The organism is Bradyrhizobium cosmicum (assembly GCF_032290525.1).
Lineage (GTDB): Bacteria > Pseudomonadota > Alphaproteobacteria > Rhizobiales > Xanthobacteraceae > Bradyrhizobium > Bradyrhizobium cosmicum_A.
The window spans coordinates 1-15,466 of record NZ_JASXTA010000022.1; the positions used below are offsets into that span (position 1 = coordinate 1).

The 15,466-nt window shown below is 59.5% G+C and carries 14 protein-coding genes and 2 pseudogenes; 7 read left to right on the forward strand and 9 right to left on the reverse strand.

The window, feature by feature from the left end; genetic code table 11:
- Window positions 1-381 precede the first annotated feature (381 nt).
- Together QSV46_RS31050 and tnpB (QSV46_RS41470) are read left to right on the forward strand one after the other, a co-directional pair.
- Entirely contained in the window at window positions 382-507 is a 126-nt protein-coding gene (locus tag QSV46_RS31050; protein ID WP_314960626.1) for a hypothetical protein, read from the forward strand.
- A gap of 370 nt (window positions 508-877) precedes the next feature.
- Window positions 878-1,180, forward strand: a complete 303-nt coding sequence (tnpB, locus tag QSV46_RS41470) for an IS66 family insertion sequence element accessory protein TnpB (protein ID WP_409997228.1) — start codon at window positions 878-880, stop codon at window positions 1,178-1,180.
- Here the strand turns inward: tnpB (QSV46_RS41470) and QSV46_RS31055 are convergent.
- The 5 genes from QSV46_RS31055 to QSV46_RS31075 all read right to left on the reverse strand — a co-directional run bounded on the left by QSV46_RS31055 (window position 1,116) and on the right by QSV46_RS31075 (window position 5,480).
- Window positions 1,116-1,868 (reverse strand): 4Fe4S-binding leucine-rich repeat protein, encoded by a 753-nt coding sequence (locus QSV46_RS31055; protein WP_314960628.1) that lies wholly within the window; start codon window positions 1,866-1,868, stop codon window positions 1,116-1,118. The two genes, tnpB (QSV46_RS41470) and QSV46_RS31055, sit on opposite strands and share 65 nt — an antisense overlap.
- 809 nt (window positions 1,869-2,677) lie before the next feature.
- Complete coding sequence (locus QSV46_RS31060; protein ID WP_314960630.1) at window positions 2,678-2,917, reverse strand: hypothetical protein; 240 nt, start codon at window positions 2,915-2,917, stop codon at window positions 2,678-2,680.
- 52 nt (window positions 2,918-2,969) lie between these two features.
- Window positions 2,970-4,624, reverse strand: a protein-coding gene (tnpC, locus tag QSV46_RS31065) for an IS66 family transposase (protein WP_314960631.1) whose coding sequence is annotated in 2 segments (ribosomal slippage) — window positions 2,970-4,306 and window positions 4,306-4,624 — 1,656 coding nt in all. Because the reading frame shifts where the segments join, the coding sequence is not laid out codon by codon here.
- A 72-nt stretch (window positions 4,625-4,696) separates the two neighbouring features.
- Window positions 4,697-5,044 carry an IS66 family insertion sequence element accessory protein TnpB gene (tnpB, locus tag QSV46_RS31070; RefSeq protein ID WP_314960633.1) on the reverse strand — a complete coding sequence of 116 codons (348 nt, stop codon included), beginning with the start codon at window positions 5,042-5,044 and terminating at the stop codon, window positions 4,697-4,699.
- Between the two features lie 163 nt (window positions 5,045-5,207).
- On the reverse strand, window positions 5,208-5,480 hold the full coding sequence (locus QSV46_RS31075) for a hypothetical protein (protein WP_314960635.1): 273 nt from the start codon (window positions 5,478-5,480) through the stop codon (window positions 5,208-5,210).
- Window positions 5,481-5,575: 95 nt separating this feature from the next.
- Between QSV46_RS31075 and QSV46_RS31080 the strand changes: the two are divergent.
- Window positions 5,576-5,902 (forward strand): annotated as a pseudogene (locus QSV46_RS31080) (transposase); the annotation flags it as partial.
- An 85-nt stretch (window positions 5,903-5,987) separates the two neighbouring features.
- On the opposite strand, the gene QSV46_RS31085 reads toward QSV46_RS31080, so the two are convergent.
- Both QSV46_RS31085 and QSV46_RS31090 read right to left on the reverse strand, forming a co-directional pair.
- The gene (locus QSV46_RS31085; RefSeq protein ID WP_314960637.1) at window positions 5,988-6,200 is read right to left on the reverse strand and encodes a hypothetical protein; all 213 of its coding nucleotides are present in this window, start codon (window positions 6,198-6,200) and stop codon (window positions 5,988-5,990) included.
- A 474-nt stretch (window positions 6,201-6,674) separates the two neighbouring features.
- Window positions 6,675-7,913, reverse strand: a complete 1,239-nt coding sequence (locus QSV46_RS31090) for a cytochrome P450 (RefSeq protein WP_314960638.1) — start codon at window positions 7,911-7,913, stop codon at window positions 6,675-6,677.
- Between the two features lie 329 nt (window positions 7,914-8,242).
- Here QSV46_RS31090 and istB point away from each other — a divergent pair, with 329 nt between their 5' ends.
- Window positions 8,243-8,866 (forward strand): IS21-like element helper ATPase IstB, encoded by a 624-nt coding sequence (gene istB / locus QSV46_RS31095; RefSeq protein WP_314960639.1) that lies wholly within the window; start codon window positions 8,243-8,245, stop codon window positions 8,864-8,866.
- Here the strand turns inward: istB and QSV46_RS31100 are convergent.
- Window positions 8,861-9,796, reverse strand: coding sequence for a hypothetical protein (locus tag QSV46_RS31100; RefSeq protein WP_314960640.1), 936 nt, complete (start codon window positions 9,794-9,796; stop codon window positions 8,861-8,863). The two genes, istB and QSV46_RS31100, sit on opposite strands and share 6 nt — an antisense overlap.
- 11 nt (window positions 9,797-9,807) lie before the next feature.
- Window positions 9,808-10,962 carry a recombinase family protein gene (locus QSV46_RS31105; RefSeq protein WP_314960642.1) on the reverse strand — a complete coding sequence of 385 codons (1,155 nt, stop codon included), beginning with the start codon at window positions 10,960-10,962 and terminating at the stop codon, window positions 9,808-9,810.
- Window positions 10,963-11,470: 508 nt separating this feature from the next.
- Between QSV46_RS31105 and QSV46_RS31110 the strand changes: the two are divergent.
- From QSV46_RS31110 to QSV46_RS31120, 3 genes and pseudogenes are all read left to right on the forward strand, one after another.
- Window positions 11,471-11,590: pseudogene (locus tag QSV46_RS31110) on the forward strand (ATP-binding protein); the annotation flags it as partial.
- A gap of 1,703 nt (window positions 11,591-13,293) precedes the next feature.
- Complete coding sequence (locus tag QSV46_RS31115; protein ID WP_314960644.1) at window positions 13,294-14,025, forward strand: response regulator transcription factor; 732 nt, start codon at window positions 13,294-13,296, stop codon at window positions 14,023-14,025.
- 76 nt (window positions 14,026-14,101) lie between these two features.
- Complete coding sequence (locus tag QSV46_RS31120) at window positions 14,102-15,463, forward strand: type II and III secretion system protein family protein (protein ID WP_314960646.1); 1,362 nt, start codon at window positions 14,102-14,104, stop codon at window positions 15,461-15,463.
- Window positions 15,464-15,466: the final 3 nt, after the last annotated feature.

Sequence of the window (15,466 nt, forward strand, 5' to 3'; positions counted from 1 at the left end):
CTCAGCAGTGCCCATATTGCCGAAAGCAAATCCTTGAAAAACAGTGGCGCAAACACATTCTGCCAAAGTAGTGCTAGCTAGTTGCGGAGACCCTGAGCTCGGGCAACCGGCTGCCAGGCTAGGAAACGGTACCTGCGCTGCGCCTCTCCTTGATACAGCCACGCTCTAAGAGCCTTGACTTAGTGAACCTCCTCGAATTGTTGGCACCTGTAGTGGGCTCGGAGCCACGAGGTGTCAGATGGAAGCACCTCAACTCCGCTCGTTTCCGGACGACTACAACCGGCAAGCCATCCATCTGGTCGCATCGGGCGGCCACTCGATCGCATCGGTGGAGGGAACTTGGCCTGCGCGACTCCGTGTTACACGCTGGGTGAGAACGACGTGGGCCGGCTGGAGCTGACCGCGGCGGCGCGGCGCCCCACGACGCAGGCGACGCTGCCCTGGACAGACAGCGCGGCGGAGATTGCTCGTTTGCACGAGCGGTTGCGCATGGAGCGCGATATTTAACAGGTCGATGGGTTGGGCGCTGAGCGTCGACGACGATGGCGAGGGAGTTACGATGAGAAAGTTCACCTTGTCGAAGTCGCAAGGTCTGCGGCGTCGCGCGCGCCGGCACAGGCTGGCTCACAGCCTGCTGTTCACTTGAAGTCGACAAGCGCGCCAGGGTCGGCTGGGCGGCGATTCCGTGCCAGCTCTCGTTCCCGTCGAGATCACGTCCGATCTCAAGCAACGCGCGACAATCGTCCTCTTCCCCACCTGCGCAGCGTGCAAGGGCTGGAGTCATGGAGATCGAGCTTGGCGGCGGCTGTCGCGTTTGAGTCGACCGTGACAGGGCCGTTGAGGTGCTGCAGTGAGTTCTTGAGCTGCTGCGGTGACGATGATCCAGATTCCGAGCGGCGTCAGGGTTTGGATCGCCGCTGGCCACACCGACGTGCGTCCCGCCATACGAAGCCTGGCTCTTACGGTTCAGGAGATCCTGACGCGTGATCCGCACGCTGGCGATCTCTACATCTTCCGAGGACGCCGCGGCGATCTGGTCAAATCCTCGGCATGGTGCAATAGGCATACGCGACAGGTTGATCGGCTTGTCGGCGTCAGCCGGCGCGGTATCGAGCTCAGCGGCAGTCTCCTGCAATCCGCGAGCTCGCGACTTCGCGCACGAGACTATACGGGTCATTGACGAGGCTATAGATCCGAGCCGCTGGCGCACGGCTTGCGACCTCGAGGCGAATGCGCCAGTCAGGATCATGCAGCAGCAGCGACACAAGCTGCACAGATAGTCTTCGGGCTATCTCCAGTCTCACCAACGCCTCACGATCGTCAATCATGCGAAGCAACCATTCGTTTGGAATGCGCTGTGCCACAACACGGCGGACCTGGGCTTCCTCGTCGTCCACCATTCGGCCGAGCAGCATAGGCTCGATCCGACTCGCGACGACAAGGCGAACATAGTAATATTCGTCTGAGGCCATGGGCAGTAATTCTTCACCGTCGAGCAGGCTCGCCACCCGCTTCCTCAGCTCGGGATTCGGATGCTTCCGTAATTGCAACATGTTGCGTCTAGGCAAGCGAAGCATCGCATTCAATTGCACTTTTTCATTAGGATCATCGAGCAGCGACGGCAGCAGAAAGACACTGGCAAACTTCGCCGCGATTGCCCTTACCTCAAAATGCGGATGGCTGAGATAGCCGTCGGCGAGATCCGGATTGCACTCGAAGAACCTCTCGATACCGCGTGGATAACGGTCTTTGACGCAGGCGTGCTTGAGCCGGCATCCGCCGATTCCGTTCAGTGCGAGATGCTCGCACGAAGCGCAGTCAAGACGGTTGCCCTCCCAGTCAAGAGCCTTGTCGATGTCATCAACCATTGTCCTGCCCACATAGGTCAGGCACGCGCAGCAACGACTTGGGTCCAAATTTTGTCGGAGGTAGCGAGCTCCAGAGGTTTTCCGAGCGCCGGCCCCGCGCCTGCATCTGAATGGCGTGATCGTAGAAGCCGATCGTTCCCTCCATCGAGCTGCCGACCGGCGCCTGCAGAGTTTTTGAGCCAACGGCTTGGAAGTTCTCGACGGTAACGTCAAGGCCATCGCCCCGAGACGGCCCAAGCTTTACGCCAAGCTCGAGAGGCATATAGTTGGGGATCTGTGACCCCACGGCGATCCTCAATTTGGCCTGGCCGTCTCGGGCTCGGCGGCTAGCGCCGAAATGACCGAGCAAGCGGTTAGCGCCATGACCAGCATCATTCGTGTCAAAACGTGCATGCGAACCTCCGTGGCTGTTGGGAGAGCGTTACCAGGGTTCGTGGGCAGGCGCGGGCCGCCAGACCACGAGCCGCTTTTCGGCGCGGTCGACGATGGCATCGAGGACAACAACAAAGGCGGAGAGAACGATGATTCGCCCTGGTCGCATCGAGGACGGGCCTCGGCCTGCGCAGCAACAGACTCGCGCGCACCTTAGAACTCGAGACATTGCAACCACTGCTTGCGATCACGAAACTTCTGAGACGATGACCGCCTGTATGATTTAGACTGTACAACCTGACGCTACGTAGGCTTCAAGTCCTTTCTGGCGGCCGTCGTGGCGAGGCTGGTTGGGTTGCATCCGCGTTTCAGGATGTGATAGATCGCCGTAACCATGCGCTGTAGGCCGCAAGCGCGCTGATCTATCCGGTTAGCGGTTAGATTTCGTTGGACTCTTCGGTCTTCGGCTTCATGATCGCAGCGAGCGCTTGGCGGCGTTTTTCGATGATGCTGGGGGTGTCCTTGTGGGTTGCGATCAGCTCTTTGAGGTTCTCGATCCCGTCATCGGTGAACGCCATCACCCCGTCTGCACCGACGCCGACGACCCATAGCTGGCCATCCTCGGTGTCCATTTCTTCGGCGACCTCGAACAGCCAGTCCTCGTCTTCACCGAGCATCTCAGCGACATGGCTGAGAGTGAACACGTGGCTGACTTTGTTGACAGCCCCATCAAGCCGCCTGCGCCGCAAGGCCTTGCTGTTGCGCAGTCTTCCAGTTCCAGGGCAGCAGCTCATCGAGCCTGTGGGCGGGGTGGGTGGCGATGCGAGCAAGTACATCGGCGAGCCAAGCCTGAGGGTCGACGTCGTTCATCTTGGCAGAGAAGATGAGGCTATACATGGCGGCGGCTCGGCGCCCTCCGCGGTCAGACCCACAGAATAACCACGACTTTCTGCCCAATGCGATGCCGCGCAGCGCTCTTTCGGCGGCATTGTTCGAGAGGCAGACGCGGCCATCGTCGAGGAAGCGTGTGAAGGAGCCCCAGCGCTTAAACATGTAGTTCATGGCCTTGGCCAGGTCGTGACCGCGGGAGAGCTTGGCGCACTGCTCGCGCATATAGGCTTCCAGATCGGCGACGAGCGGCGCGCTCTGCGCCTGGCGGACAGTCTTTCGGTGGTCGGCGTTTTGGCCATTGATAGAGCGCTCGATCTCGAACAGAGCGTCGATGCGGCGCACGATCTCGATCGCAATTGGCGAGAGGGCGATCTCCTTCTTGCCAGCAGCCTTACGCCGCGCGTTTTCCTCAAGATCCGCCATGGCGAAGAACGGGCGCCGGGCATGGACCCAACAGGCCGCTTCCCTGATCGGCCCAGGACTTCGCTGGGGCTCGTAGAGTTTGGTGTATCCGCCGAAGGCGTCGGCCTGCAGGATGCCGCTATAGTTGGCCAGATGTGCCTGCGGGTGCTCGACCCTTCGATCGCGCGAGTAATAGAACATTGCCGCTGGCGGATCTGCGCCGCCGTAGGGGCGGTCGTCCTTCACATAGACCCAGCATCGAGCGACATCGCACTTGCCCAAGGCCAGCACGGGCACCGTGGTGTCGTCGCCGTGGAGGCGTTCGGCTGCCATGACATGAGATTCGACAAGGCGAAGGAGCGGATCGAGCGACGCGCAGACCGCCCCCACGGCGTCGGCCATCGTCGACAGCGCGATCGGCACGCCTTCCAACGCATAGCGTTCAGCCTGGCGGTTCAGGGGTTGGTGCTGGCCGAACTTCTCGAACATGATCATCGCCAGCAGGCTTGGGCCAGCCCAGCCTCTTGCCACGGCATGGAACGCTGCCGGTGCCTGGCTGATCTTCTCACAGTCGCGGCAAGAGAACTTCTCGCGCACCGTCTCGATCACCGTCCACTGACGCGGCACCGATTCCAGCGTCCGGGTCACGTCTTCGCCGAGCTTGCGCAAGCGACTGCCGCCGCAGCATTCGCACGCCGTCGGCGGATCGATCACAACGCGCTCGCGGGGAAGATGGTCGGGGAAGGTATTCCGTTCGGACCGCGTGCGCGTAATCCGCGAACAGTCGTCGTCTTGGCGACGGCTTTTTCGGCCGCAAGCTCGTCTTCGGTGGCGCTGGATTCCAGCTCTTCAAACGTAAGCGTCAACTGGTCGATCAGCCGAGACGAGCGTTCCGATCTTTGCCCGTAGATCTGGCGTTGCAGCTTGGCGATCTGCAGCTTCTGCTGGGCAATCAGCGCACTGTCTTCCGATGCCTTCGCAAGGGCGACCGCAAGCTCTGCTGCGATATCCAGAGCTTTCGCGCGTTCGCTCGCCAACGCCTCTCTCAGAGCGGTTATGTCTTCGGGAAGAGCGTCGCGAGGAGTATCCATGCAAACGGGAGAATCACAAATTCAGTGATTTGTGGCGTCCTAAAATGCGTGTCGTCCCTTATTTTATTTCGCTCAGCCGGCGCTCTGCGGTCGCCATGTCAGTTGCGGATTTCTCCAGTCGATCCCTTCCAGCATATAAGCCATCTGCGCCGCTGAGATCGATATCGCGCCGGATGACGCCGAGGGCCAGATGAACTTTCCGCGGTCCAGGCGCTTGGCATATAACGACAGGCCGATGCCATCATGCCAAAGAATCTTGGCAAGATCGCCTCGACGCCCACGGAAGATATAGAGATCGCCGGCATGAGGATCGCGCTTAAGGCTCTCCTGAACCGTCAAAGCCAGGCCTTGCATGCCGCGGCGCATGTCGGTGTGGCCGGTCGCGATCCAGACCCTGACGCCGCTCGGTATCGGGATCATCGCCGGCTCAGAACATCGAGGACCCGCCCCAACGCGTCAGCGTCGACATTTCGTCAACGCTGACACGCTTGCCGTCACCGAGCTCGATCTCGATCACGCCGCGGCGTTTCCGGGCACCTCTTGAGTGATCTTCCCCGAAAAGTGGACACGGTTAAGCTGCTTTTTAGCTCCATTTCGATCGGGGCGACATATAATGGAGACGGGTTCGATTGTAGAAGCCTTCGATGGAGGCGACGGCCATGGTGGATGCTTGCTCGACCTGCCGACCGACTTCGGCGATGGTCGCCGCCATTGCGCCTGTGGCAACGGCGACGTGGCTGGCCCAACGCGAGGGCGTCGAACTGCGCCAAAGCGTGGGATTGCCCTCGATCTTGCGGCGAATGTCCCGGATGATGCGGCCGAGCCGGGCGCGCAGGAATTTGAGCAAGACGCGCAAAAGATTCTCGAACCAGCGCAGGAGCAGGCTGAAGTTGAAAGATCCCGGTCGCCAAACAGGCGCTGAAGTCTAGCACCAATGCTCGCGAGATAAGCTACGCGTTGAATTACGACACGCCCGTCGACTGCCTGGCCAAGGATCGGCATACGCTGCTGGCATTCTACGACTTCCCGGCCGAGCACTGGAAACACTTGCGGACGACCAACCCCATCGAAAGCACCTTCGCCACCGTGCGCCACCGCACCATCCGATCGAAGGGTTGTCTGTCGAACAGGACTGCGCTCGCGATGGTCTTCAAACTCGTCGAGGGCACGCAGAAAAGCTGGCGCCGTCTCGATGGCCACAACCAGTTGCCAAAACTCGTTCTTGGTGTGACATTCAACGACGGGATCGAGGTCATCGCCAAGCCGACCGACCGTTAGCCCATAACCGCCGCCGCCTGACCGGCCCGGCCTCCACCAAGATTTGGCGATAGCTCCTGCCGAGGCAGTAGGCGGTGCCCACGCATCACGTGAAGACCAACAAGGCGACGGGCGCGCGCAAATTGACGGTGTTCGGGAGGATCAGCCCGATGCTGATGCTGTCCACGAGCAGGACAGCGTAGAGAACCGGGATCTGCTTCCGTAGCATCCGGAATTGCTCGACGAGCGGCGAACGGCCGAGCCGATCAGTGGCGTCGCCCAGAGAAAAGGCTTGCCGCGTTCGCGTCAGTACACCCATTGATTAGCCCCGCCTTCCTTACAAGCTCGGCTAGAATCACCAGAAGAGCCGTAAAGCGGACTGGTGTGTCGGGACTTAACGGCGCTGCTGCAGTTGCAAACTTACGCCTTGGAGCGCCCCCGCCCGGCTTCTCGCAGGGTTATAACCGGACGACTGGTGGACGGGGGGATGGTTCGCCGGGATGCCTCCGCTGCGCCAGAGTAGCCACTCTCTGGACCGTCGAGCTGGAGGGTATGCGAGCGCACGCCAAGCTCTCCAGTAACAACGATGCGACAATCGGCGGCGTGACGAGTATCGCAACGCCCGGCCAAGGTCTTCGGGATAACGACGCTGTGGCCTGTCCGCAATCTTCGAAAGAACCACAAGCCCGTAACGCAACGCCGGTCAACTTACCCAGACAACTGGTCTCCACAAGGCCGTGGTTCTAACGGCCGGTTCTGCACGACCAGTGTTGAATGTCGCTCGCAACCGAGACTAACCTGGAATTTGCACCGGCAGTGCGGAATAACCGTGCACAAAATTAGATTCAACTCGCTCCGGTTCGCCGACCACCTTTACCTCCAGAGATCGGTTCAGCATCTCCTCCCACAGAATTTTCAGCTGCAGCTCTGCAAGACGCCTACCCACGCAACGATGAATCCCAAATCCAAATGAGAGATGTTGTCGTACATTTTCTCGATCAATGATGAAGCTGTTGGGGCTCGCAATGACCTCGTCGTCTCGGTTGCCAGAGATATACCACATCACAACTTTATCGCCACGCCTGATTTGCTTGTGGCCTATCGTGAAATCGTCCACAGCGGTCCGGCGCATGTGCGCGACAGGCGTTTGGTATCGTATAATCTCGGATACCGCCCCGGGCACTAGCGAAGCATCATCGCGGAGTTTTCGCAGTTCGGACGGATTTTGACTCATGAAGAAGACGCCACCGGTAATTGAGTTGCGCGTAGTATCGTTACCTCCAACAATCAGCAGAATGAGGTTGCCCAGGAATTCGCGCGGCTCCATGTTTCGGGTCGCCGGCGAATGCGCCATCATCGAGATCAGGTCAGCGCGCGGTTCGGAATTCACCCGTTCACTCCAAAGCCGTGTGAAATAGTCCAGGCAATCGGACAGCACCACCTTTCGCTTTTCCCAGCTGTCGATCTGGTGGCCCATTTGTGGAGTCAAGGCGGCTACGTCCGACCAATAGGTCAGCAGGCGTCGATCCTGAAATGGAAAATCGAACAGCGTGGCTAGCATTTGAGTCGTCAACTCGATCGAGACCCTGTCGACCCAGTTGAAGGTATCATTGCGCGGCAAACCGTCCAAAATCTTCTGAACCCGCGAGCGGATCAAGCCTTCAAGCTTCGCTAGGTTCTCCGATGCCGTTATCGGACTGACAGTCTTACGCTGCTGAGCATGGACAGGAGGACTCATCTTAATAAAACTGGGTGTCCAATACTTCTCCGGCGGGTCGACAATTGTGACGCTTCGCTCTGACGAGAATACCGTGTGATTTGAGTCCACGGCTATGATGTCGCGATATTTTGTTATCGACCAATATGGACCGTATGGGCTGTCTTCGCAATAGTGGACGGGATCTTCCCTTCGCAGCCGCTCGAAACAAGGCCAAACGGTATCATCCTGAAAGCGCTTGGGCTCGCTTACATCAAGGCGGCTCAGAGGGATATCAGCCTTCTCGCAAGCGTTCTCTGCCGATAAGGCTGTCATGATTGTCTCCCGGACATTGGTGTGCAATTTTGGTTGCTCGGCTGGGTGCGCTGTTTAGAGTTCGCATGCGAGCTCCGTCGAAAGACAACGAGCTTGGGCCGTACAGTGACAATGTGTGACGCATGTCCATGGCTCGGGCTCGCGAGAGCTCACGATCGTCATAAATCGGACATTCTGTTACGGACGGAGTGAGGGGGAATTTGGCGCGGCCCCTGTCGATGTAGAATAACGGAAACACGAGCGAAGCTCCCCCATCAGGATTGGGAGGCGCGCGAACTCGCTTTTTGTGTTAACAGACGCAAGTACTCCGGCGGGTTCGGTTGAGGTACTTGCGCGCCCTCGGCCTTGCCGCCATGGCCGACACCTTCGTCGAACTGCAGAACAATCCCGAGGCGGCCGAGATGCCGCACGCCGATTGGCTCGGCCTCCTCGTCAATCGCGAGGTCACTGCCCGCGACAATCGCCGCCTTGCGCGCCGCTTGAGCAGCGCCAAGCTCCGTCAAGCGGCCGCCGTCGAGAACGTCGACTATCGCACCGCCCGCGGTCTCGACCGTTCGCTTTTCCAAACCCTCGCCACCTGCCAATGGATCCGTGAGGCCAACCACCTGGTCATCGTCGGTCCAACCGGCACCGGCAAGTCCTGGCTTGCCTGTGCACTCGGCAACAAAGCCTGCCGCGACGGCTTCTCCGTGCTCTACAAGCGGGCACCCCGCCTGTTCGCAGATCTCGCGCAGGCGCGCGGCGAAGGCCGTCTGGCCCGCCTGATCGCGGCCCTCGAGCGCGTCAATCTCCTGATCCTCGACGACTGGGGCCCCGAACCGCTCACCGCCGACCAACGCCGCGATCTGCTTGAGATCGTCGACGATCGCTACGATAAGGGATCCTTGTTAATCACAAGTCAGGTCCCCGGGTCGCAATGGCATGACGTCATTGCCGAGCCGATGACTTCATGATGCCTCCTTCTTCGACCGCTTGGTGCGTCGTACCCGATGACGAAGCTGACTGATTTGTTCGTCTGAGAGCTCGATCTGCCATGGCTGACCTTTGGCTAACTGACGACCTGTCAGCAATCCGCGCGCAAGATAATCGAACACTGTTTGCGCGGTTAATCCAAGCTCAGCCGCTGCCCCCTGAATGGAGAAGCTGCCGTCGGGCCAGCGCATTGGATTCTGGTCCACGCCGTTGATCTTGACGGTGGGAATGCCCCAGCGGGTGCGCAACAGCCAGACGTTCTCGCCTTTGAAGGCGCAGCCTCGGGCCGCGACGAAGCCTTCTTGGTTGAGTATTGCCGCGATCTCGGCATCCATTTTATGTTCAGCATTCAAATCGACGATCCGCTGCCGCAATCGATCAATGTCGATGTAATTGCGGTAGGTGTGAACGCGCCGTTGCACGTGATGCTCGCTGGTTGCGCCGGTCTGCCAGACGATTTTGAGCCACACCTGACCTCGGATCCGCTTCTGATCAAGAACGACTTCGCGGATGACAAATCGCAAAATGCGCTTGCGATCGGCTGCCGACGTGGTGGCCGCGTTCCAAATCTGCGGCAGGTTCTCGCCGAGTGCTTGTAGCCCTGCGCGTTCCACCGGGCCGATCAGAAGCGGCTCTTGCCCGCGCCAACGCGCATGCTCCTGCTCGACCGCCTCGACGGCACGCAGCTTCTCTTCCCAAGCCCGCTCAAGTGAGCGCGCCACGAGACGGTTCTCGGGCTCTACGGCGTCATACTGACGTCGAGCGCGCTCGGCCTCGTAGCGGGCGCGCTCTACGCGAAGCGCCCATTGGCGCTCGAGCTGGCGGCTCTCCTGCTCCAGTTGGTTCGCCGCCGCGAGTGCGATCTCAATCTGATCCGGCAGCAGAGCGTCGAGGACCACCCGCTGGACCAAGGCGTCAACCGCTAAGGCCCGGACTTCCTGGCACAGTGCACTGCCTTCCTGATCCCGATCCGACCGGAGCAATAGACCGGATAGTCGGCATTCGAGCCAGTGTAGCGCATGCTCATGCGCCGTCCGCAACGGCCGCAGATCGCAATTCCTTGTAACAGGGCTGCCCCCTTGCGCGGCACGCCAGCGTGTCCTGCCTCAAAGTGGGCGACGTTATCTGCCAGTCGCCGCTGGTTGGTCATGAACTCCTCCCAGCTGATATAACCCGGGTGAGCAGCGCGGAGGCAAACCGCCCAGTCGGCGATCGCCACCTTGACCGTTCCCGTCAGCGATCCCGCTTGGCATCGGCTCGGATCCTTTTGCCGGCGGCCATAAACATACGCCCCAGCATAAGCCGGATTTTGAAGGATACTAAGGACGCGTGCACTATCTGGCACACGCCAGACGGTCTCGTGTGGAGCTGGTCCAAGCAGCGGCCGAACCGGCAAGGACAATCCGTTCCGGTCCAAGTACCGCATCACACGGCGGGCGCTTTGCAGTTCCTGGAATTTGGCAAAAACGAGATGAAGACGGGCCTGTACCTCCTCATCAGGATTGAGAATAATCGTGCCGGCGCGATCATAGGCGAGCCCGGCTGGCAGAGGCAGCCGCAGTTCGCCCCGCGCCGCCTTCTGGCGTTCCCCTTGGTGAAGGCGCATCCGAAGCTGATGCAACTCCGCCTCGCTCATGATGCCGGACAAGCCCAACAGCAGGCGGTCGTGGTAGGCGCGCGGATCGTAAAGCCGCTCCCCATCCGCAATGAGCACACCGAACACCGAGCACAGTTCGAGCAACTGATGCCAGTCCCGGTTGTTGCGGGCCAAGCGAGAAGCGTCCAGGCTCACCACAAGACCGGCGTTGCCAAGACCGATCTCGGCAATGAGCTTCTGGAAGCCATGACGATCCACACCGCCAGCACCGGACTTGCCCAGATCCTCGTCAATGACCTGGACGCGCTCCGGCGGCCAGCCCAGACCGATGGCGCGATCGACGAGGCGGTACTGCAGCTCCGTGCTCTCCTGATGCTGGCGCACCTGGTTCACGGATGACTGCCGCACGTAAACATAGGCCAACTTGGCTCGGTGCGCAGTCGTGAGCCGCTCGTCAGCGACGTTCAAGCTGATCAGCACGACCCAGTCCCCTTCCGGGCGTGCCGGGAGCCGCTTGCATCCGCCGCAGCAGCGTGGCGAGGATTTGAGCGATCTGAGTTTGCGTCGCGGTGGACAGATTCGGCCACAGGCGCGGAATGTCGTCCGTCGGACGGCCGGGTAGATTTGCCAACGTCGGCATGGGTCGATACGCAACGCGACCTAGAAGCGGTCGGTGGGTCATCGCGAATCACCTTCTTGTCAAGAAGGCTCAGACTCGCGCTCAAATGTTGCATCAATGGGATCAGCGTACGTGCGCTGATGCGCGGCAGATCGGCGGCGTTCGGGCCAGAAGTTATCGTCTCGACAAGATCCGTCGACGCGATCCGAACCGCCCGCGGCCGGCCGTCCGGCAGCGCGACAACGACGTAGGCCGGACCGCGCCCCGACCGCTCCTTCAGCACCTCGAGCCGGTGCCCGAACAGAAAATGATGTGGGTCAGTGATCGTGACGTGAGACACTACCCGCTCGAGAATAGGGGTACTCTGACGTGTTCGGTGATCCCACCCTCGGCGATGCGATATTGGACCGCATCATTCACAATGCCCACCGCATCGAGCTCAAAGGCGACAGTCTGCGGCGCCAAGCCGGTGAAAAGAAAAAGCCGTGAGCACCTCGCACACGATCGTTCCGCCGGCCCACGGGCCCCTCCCGCGCGCGTCGCTGCGTCGCTCGTGGGGGCACTCCGCGCCGCGCACGGGGCCCTCCCATGGACCGCCGGAACGATCTTCGAACCAACCCGCCAGCCTTGACGAGGAGGCCGTTTCCAGCACACATAAACTCGTCAGTCGTGTTCGTCTCCAGTGATCGCCATCATCCGGAATCCGTGATCACCATCGCTTGGAACGCCTGATCACCATCCCTGGAATGCGCATGAAGCAGTCGGCTCATGTTTATAGATAGCTTCGTTCGTGAGCCTCAGCATGCGCTGATGCTCCGCTCCATGATCTAGCGGCACTTGGATGCGGTCCACAAAAACAATGGATTTTGTCGATTTTACCTGACGGCCCATAGTGCAATCGCTGCTGCAAGGAGCATTCAGGAATATCATGCGCAAAGCGTTCGTGGGGGCGCACAGAGTTTTGACACACGAGCTGACTAGGTCGAGCACCGTGTGCCAGTCGATGGACTCGCCCGGGTTTGTCGCAGTTCGCTGCCCCCGCAAGGGAAATGGTATTCGATCAATCACTCTCAAAGGCACTTGAATCGCACCCAGCGTCAGATTGTAGGCTTTGCGACAAGTCGCGGCATCGGTCGCTTCAACACTTGCTGACAGTTAGGCAACAATTGCGAATGTCTGAAGGCTATAACATCGCGCCGCTCGGCTCCATGAGGCTTTTCGAGCATCCCTCCTGCCGAAGGCCTGTCGCAAAGATCTCTTATGCAACAGGGCGTACGATTAGCCGCTGCCCAGTTGCAGCCGGAAACTGCGAGCGGATCGAGAGCAAGGCGGACTGCCTCCGTCCGTCCCCTGTCGCGCCTAGACCAACTTCGATACCATTCCGTTACCGTTTGCGCCGAGAGATGAATTGCATGCGGCGCAGCCGCTCAAACCAGATAGTTGACGGCGCCGACATGCGGCCGAATCGATTGCTGATTCACTTCCTATTGCTTCCGCGGCCACATCAGCAGCCTGACTGCAGTATCGGGGACGTCAGACATGACTGAATATGGCGACTGCTGGCACTCGCTAATTTATCTCACCGCGTCGGGAGGGAGCCTTCCTCCAGCCCGAGCCAGATCGGTCGTTGGTTGACCATAGCAGTCTGTTGGCTCATTGGTCTGCAGAGGCGCAATCTGCCTTCGGGCAACTTGCATTGTCGCAACTTGGCGGTCCATCAGATCGACAGCGCTGCAAGACCGACGCAGACCATTCAATTTGGGAGCTTCAAATGTCGTCGCCTAGTGTCTATTCAGGCAGAGCTCAGGCCATTGTCTCGTGCGCTTTTGCTTCGGGCTCGGAGACCGGCAGTATCGATACTGTCCTCAGCGGGTCAATGACCGCAGTAACTGCGGGTATACGGATGCGCCAGCGTTCTGCTATGGCCCTCGATGTCCTGAAGCGATTTAGGCACTCTTCCAGCCAGAAGTGGCATCTTGAGCGTCGCCGACAATGCGTGCGATCCCGGGCGAGACGCCGCAGTCGCCAACAGGCTGAACCAGTTCGGGTGACGCTGGTCGGTGGCGACCATGATCTCCGCCATTGGTCCTGGCTTCGGACAGTCATACGAGACCGGGCTCTTGAGATCGGCCAGACCTCATTTACGGCCGCAATGCGCTCGGGTTTTGGAACAGATGTGCGAAGGCGATAGAATGCGAATTCTCGTGGTTGATCGTGATGCGGATTTTGCGCGCGCTGCAAAGGAAGCGCTGTTGGTTCGCGGTTTTGCCGTGGATGTAGTCCGCATTCTTGACGAGGCAGAGACCGCCCTTGCTTGCGCCAGCTATCACATTGTCTTGCTCGAACTGGTTTTGCCCGATGGAGATGGCTTGGACTGGCTGAAGCAGTTGAGACGCGAGGGATGTTCGATTCCCGCCATAGTAGTCAGCCAATTGAACGATCTGGGCAGGCGAATCGCGATCTTCAACGGCGGCGCGGACGATTTCCTGCCCAAGCCAGTATCTATCGATGAACTCGTCGCTCGTATGCGAGCCATTTTGCGACGATCGCCGCAAATGACAGCGCCCGTCCTTACGTTCGGAAATCTACATTTCGATTCTATCGGCCGGCAAGCTTCAATTGATGATCGTCAATTGAGGATCGCCCGGCGCGAACTGTGCATTCTTGAACATCTGCTCAGCCGCGCTGGCCGCACCGTACCACGAGCGTCACTGGAGGAGGGCCTCTATGCGTTCGACGACGAGGTCTCGACCAACGCCCTAGAAGTTGGAATCTACCGCTTACGCACACATTTGAGCCGGTATGGCGCGACGGTACGGATCACAACGGTGCGCGGCGTTGGCTATGCACTTGAACTGGCGCAGGTGCCCCCTGCGCAATCGATTGAACCTGAAAGCGAAGGCTCCCTTGAAGTTCGCTCCTAACACTCATCATGGCCGCCGCGGAGTGCCGAGCGCCGTCACATCTGCCGCTCTTCCCTGCATTTTTTGTGCGCTATGCATGGTCGCTCTACTATCTCCTTTTGCCGCCACAGCTCAGGTAAAGCGGGTTGGTACTGTGGGGACGCCACGCGCGACTACTGATAGCCTTCAGGGAACTCTGAATCTTTCCTCCTCGCAGGGCAAAACAATTCATCTCCCAGCGCCAGCTGCGAGCATCTTTGTTGCCGACCCGACGATCGCGGACTATCAGGCGCCGTCGAACACGACCATCTTCGTGTTTGGAAAACACTCGGGGCGGACCAGCTTGTTCGCTTTGAACGATAATGGCGAGGCGCTAGCCGAGCTTCGCGTTGTCGTCACACAACCTATAGAGGATCTGCGTGCCGCGCTGAAGGCGCAGCTCGGGGATTATCCGATCCAAGTTAGCTATACGCCGCGCGGCGCGATTCTTAGCGGAACAGCACCAAATCTCGATCTCGTCGACAGCGCCAAGAAGATCACGGAGCAGTTTCTCGGTGCGGATGCGCTGGTCGTCAACAAGATCCAGGTGGCCGGTTCACTTCAGGTCAATCTTAGCGTGCGAGTCGCCGAGGTTTCGCGCACCGCCTTGAAGGAGCTTGGCATTAACCTCTCTGCCTCGGGTCAAACCGGCCCTTTCGTTTTCGGCTTTAAAAGTGGCAAAGCTGGTGGTGCCAGCGCCACCCGTGGAGCCGGCTCGGCAAGCGTCGGGTACGGCATTGGCGGTGCGAACGTCAGTGCTGTTCTAGACGTACTCGCTAACGAGAGCCTCGCGTATGTACTGGCTGAACCGAACCTTACCGCCATGTCCGGCGAATCAGCAAGTTTCCTGGCAGGCGGCGAATTTCCGATTCCGGTCATGCAGGACAATCGGCAGGTCTCGGTCCAATTCCGTCAATTTGGGATTAGCCTAGAGTTCGTCCCGACGGTTCTCAGCAACAACCAGATCAATCTTCACGTGAAGCCTGAGGTCAGCGAGCTGTCAAAAGAAGGTGAAGTCAGCGTCAATGGAATGTCTATACCCGGTCTTTCCACGCGGCGTGCCAATACGGTCGTCGAGCTTGCCAGCGGTCAAAGCTTTGCAATCGGAGGGCTTATCCGGCGCAATTTCAACACGGACATTAGCCGTTTTCCTTGGTTGAGCGATATGCCGATCCTGGGTGCGCTGTTTCGTTCTTCCTCGTTTCAGAAGGAGGAGACGGAGCTGGTAATTATTGTCACGCCCTACATCGTGCGACCAGGATCGAGTCCTGGCAAGATGAGCGCGCCCACTGACCGCATCGGACCACCCTCGGATGCCGGGCGCACTTTAACAAACACGTTGGCAAGTTCGCCGCGAGGCCGTGATGCTCCCAAGGCACAACCAAGCGCTAACGGCGGCGCCAACTTTATCATCGAATGAGGA

Bases quoted from the DNA above. Each gene is read 5' to 3' on its own strand.
- tnpB (WP_409997228.1), top strand. From the start codon at position 878: ATGATCCAGATTCCGAGCGGCGTCAGGGTTTGGATCGCCGCTGGCCAC.
- QSV46_RS31085 (WP_314960637.1), bottom strand. From the start codon at position 6,200: ATGGGTGTACTGACGCGAACGCGGCAAGCCTTTTCTCTGGGCGACGCC.
- tnpB (WP_314960633.1), bottom strand. From the start codon at position 5,044: ATGATCCCGATACCGAGCGGCGTCAGGGTCTGGATCGCGACCGGCCAC.
- QSV46_RS31060 (WP_314960630.1), bottom strand. From the start codon at position 2,917: ATGCTCGGTGAAGACGAGGACTGGCTGTTCGAGGTCGCCGAAGAAATG.
- QSV46_RS31090 (WP_314960638.1), bottom strand. From the start codon at position 7,913: ATGACAGCCTTATCGGCAGAGAACGCTTGCGAGAAGGCTGATATCCCT.
- QSV46_RS31055 (WP_314960628.1), bottom strand. From the start codon at position 1,868: ATGGTTGATGACATCGACAAGGCTCTTGACTGGGAGGGCAACCGTCTT.
- QSV46_RS31115 (WP_314960644.1), top strand. From the start codon at position 13,294: ATGCGAATTCTCGTGGTTGATCGTGATGCGGATTTTGCGCGCGCTGCA.
- QSV46_RS31120 (WP_314960646.1), top strand. From the start codon at position 14,102: ATGGTCGCTCTACTATCTCCTTTTGCCGCCACAGCTCAGGTAAAGCGG.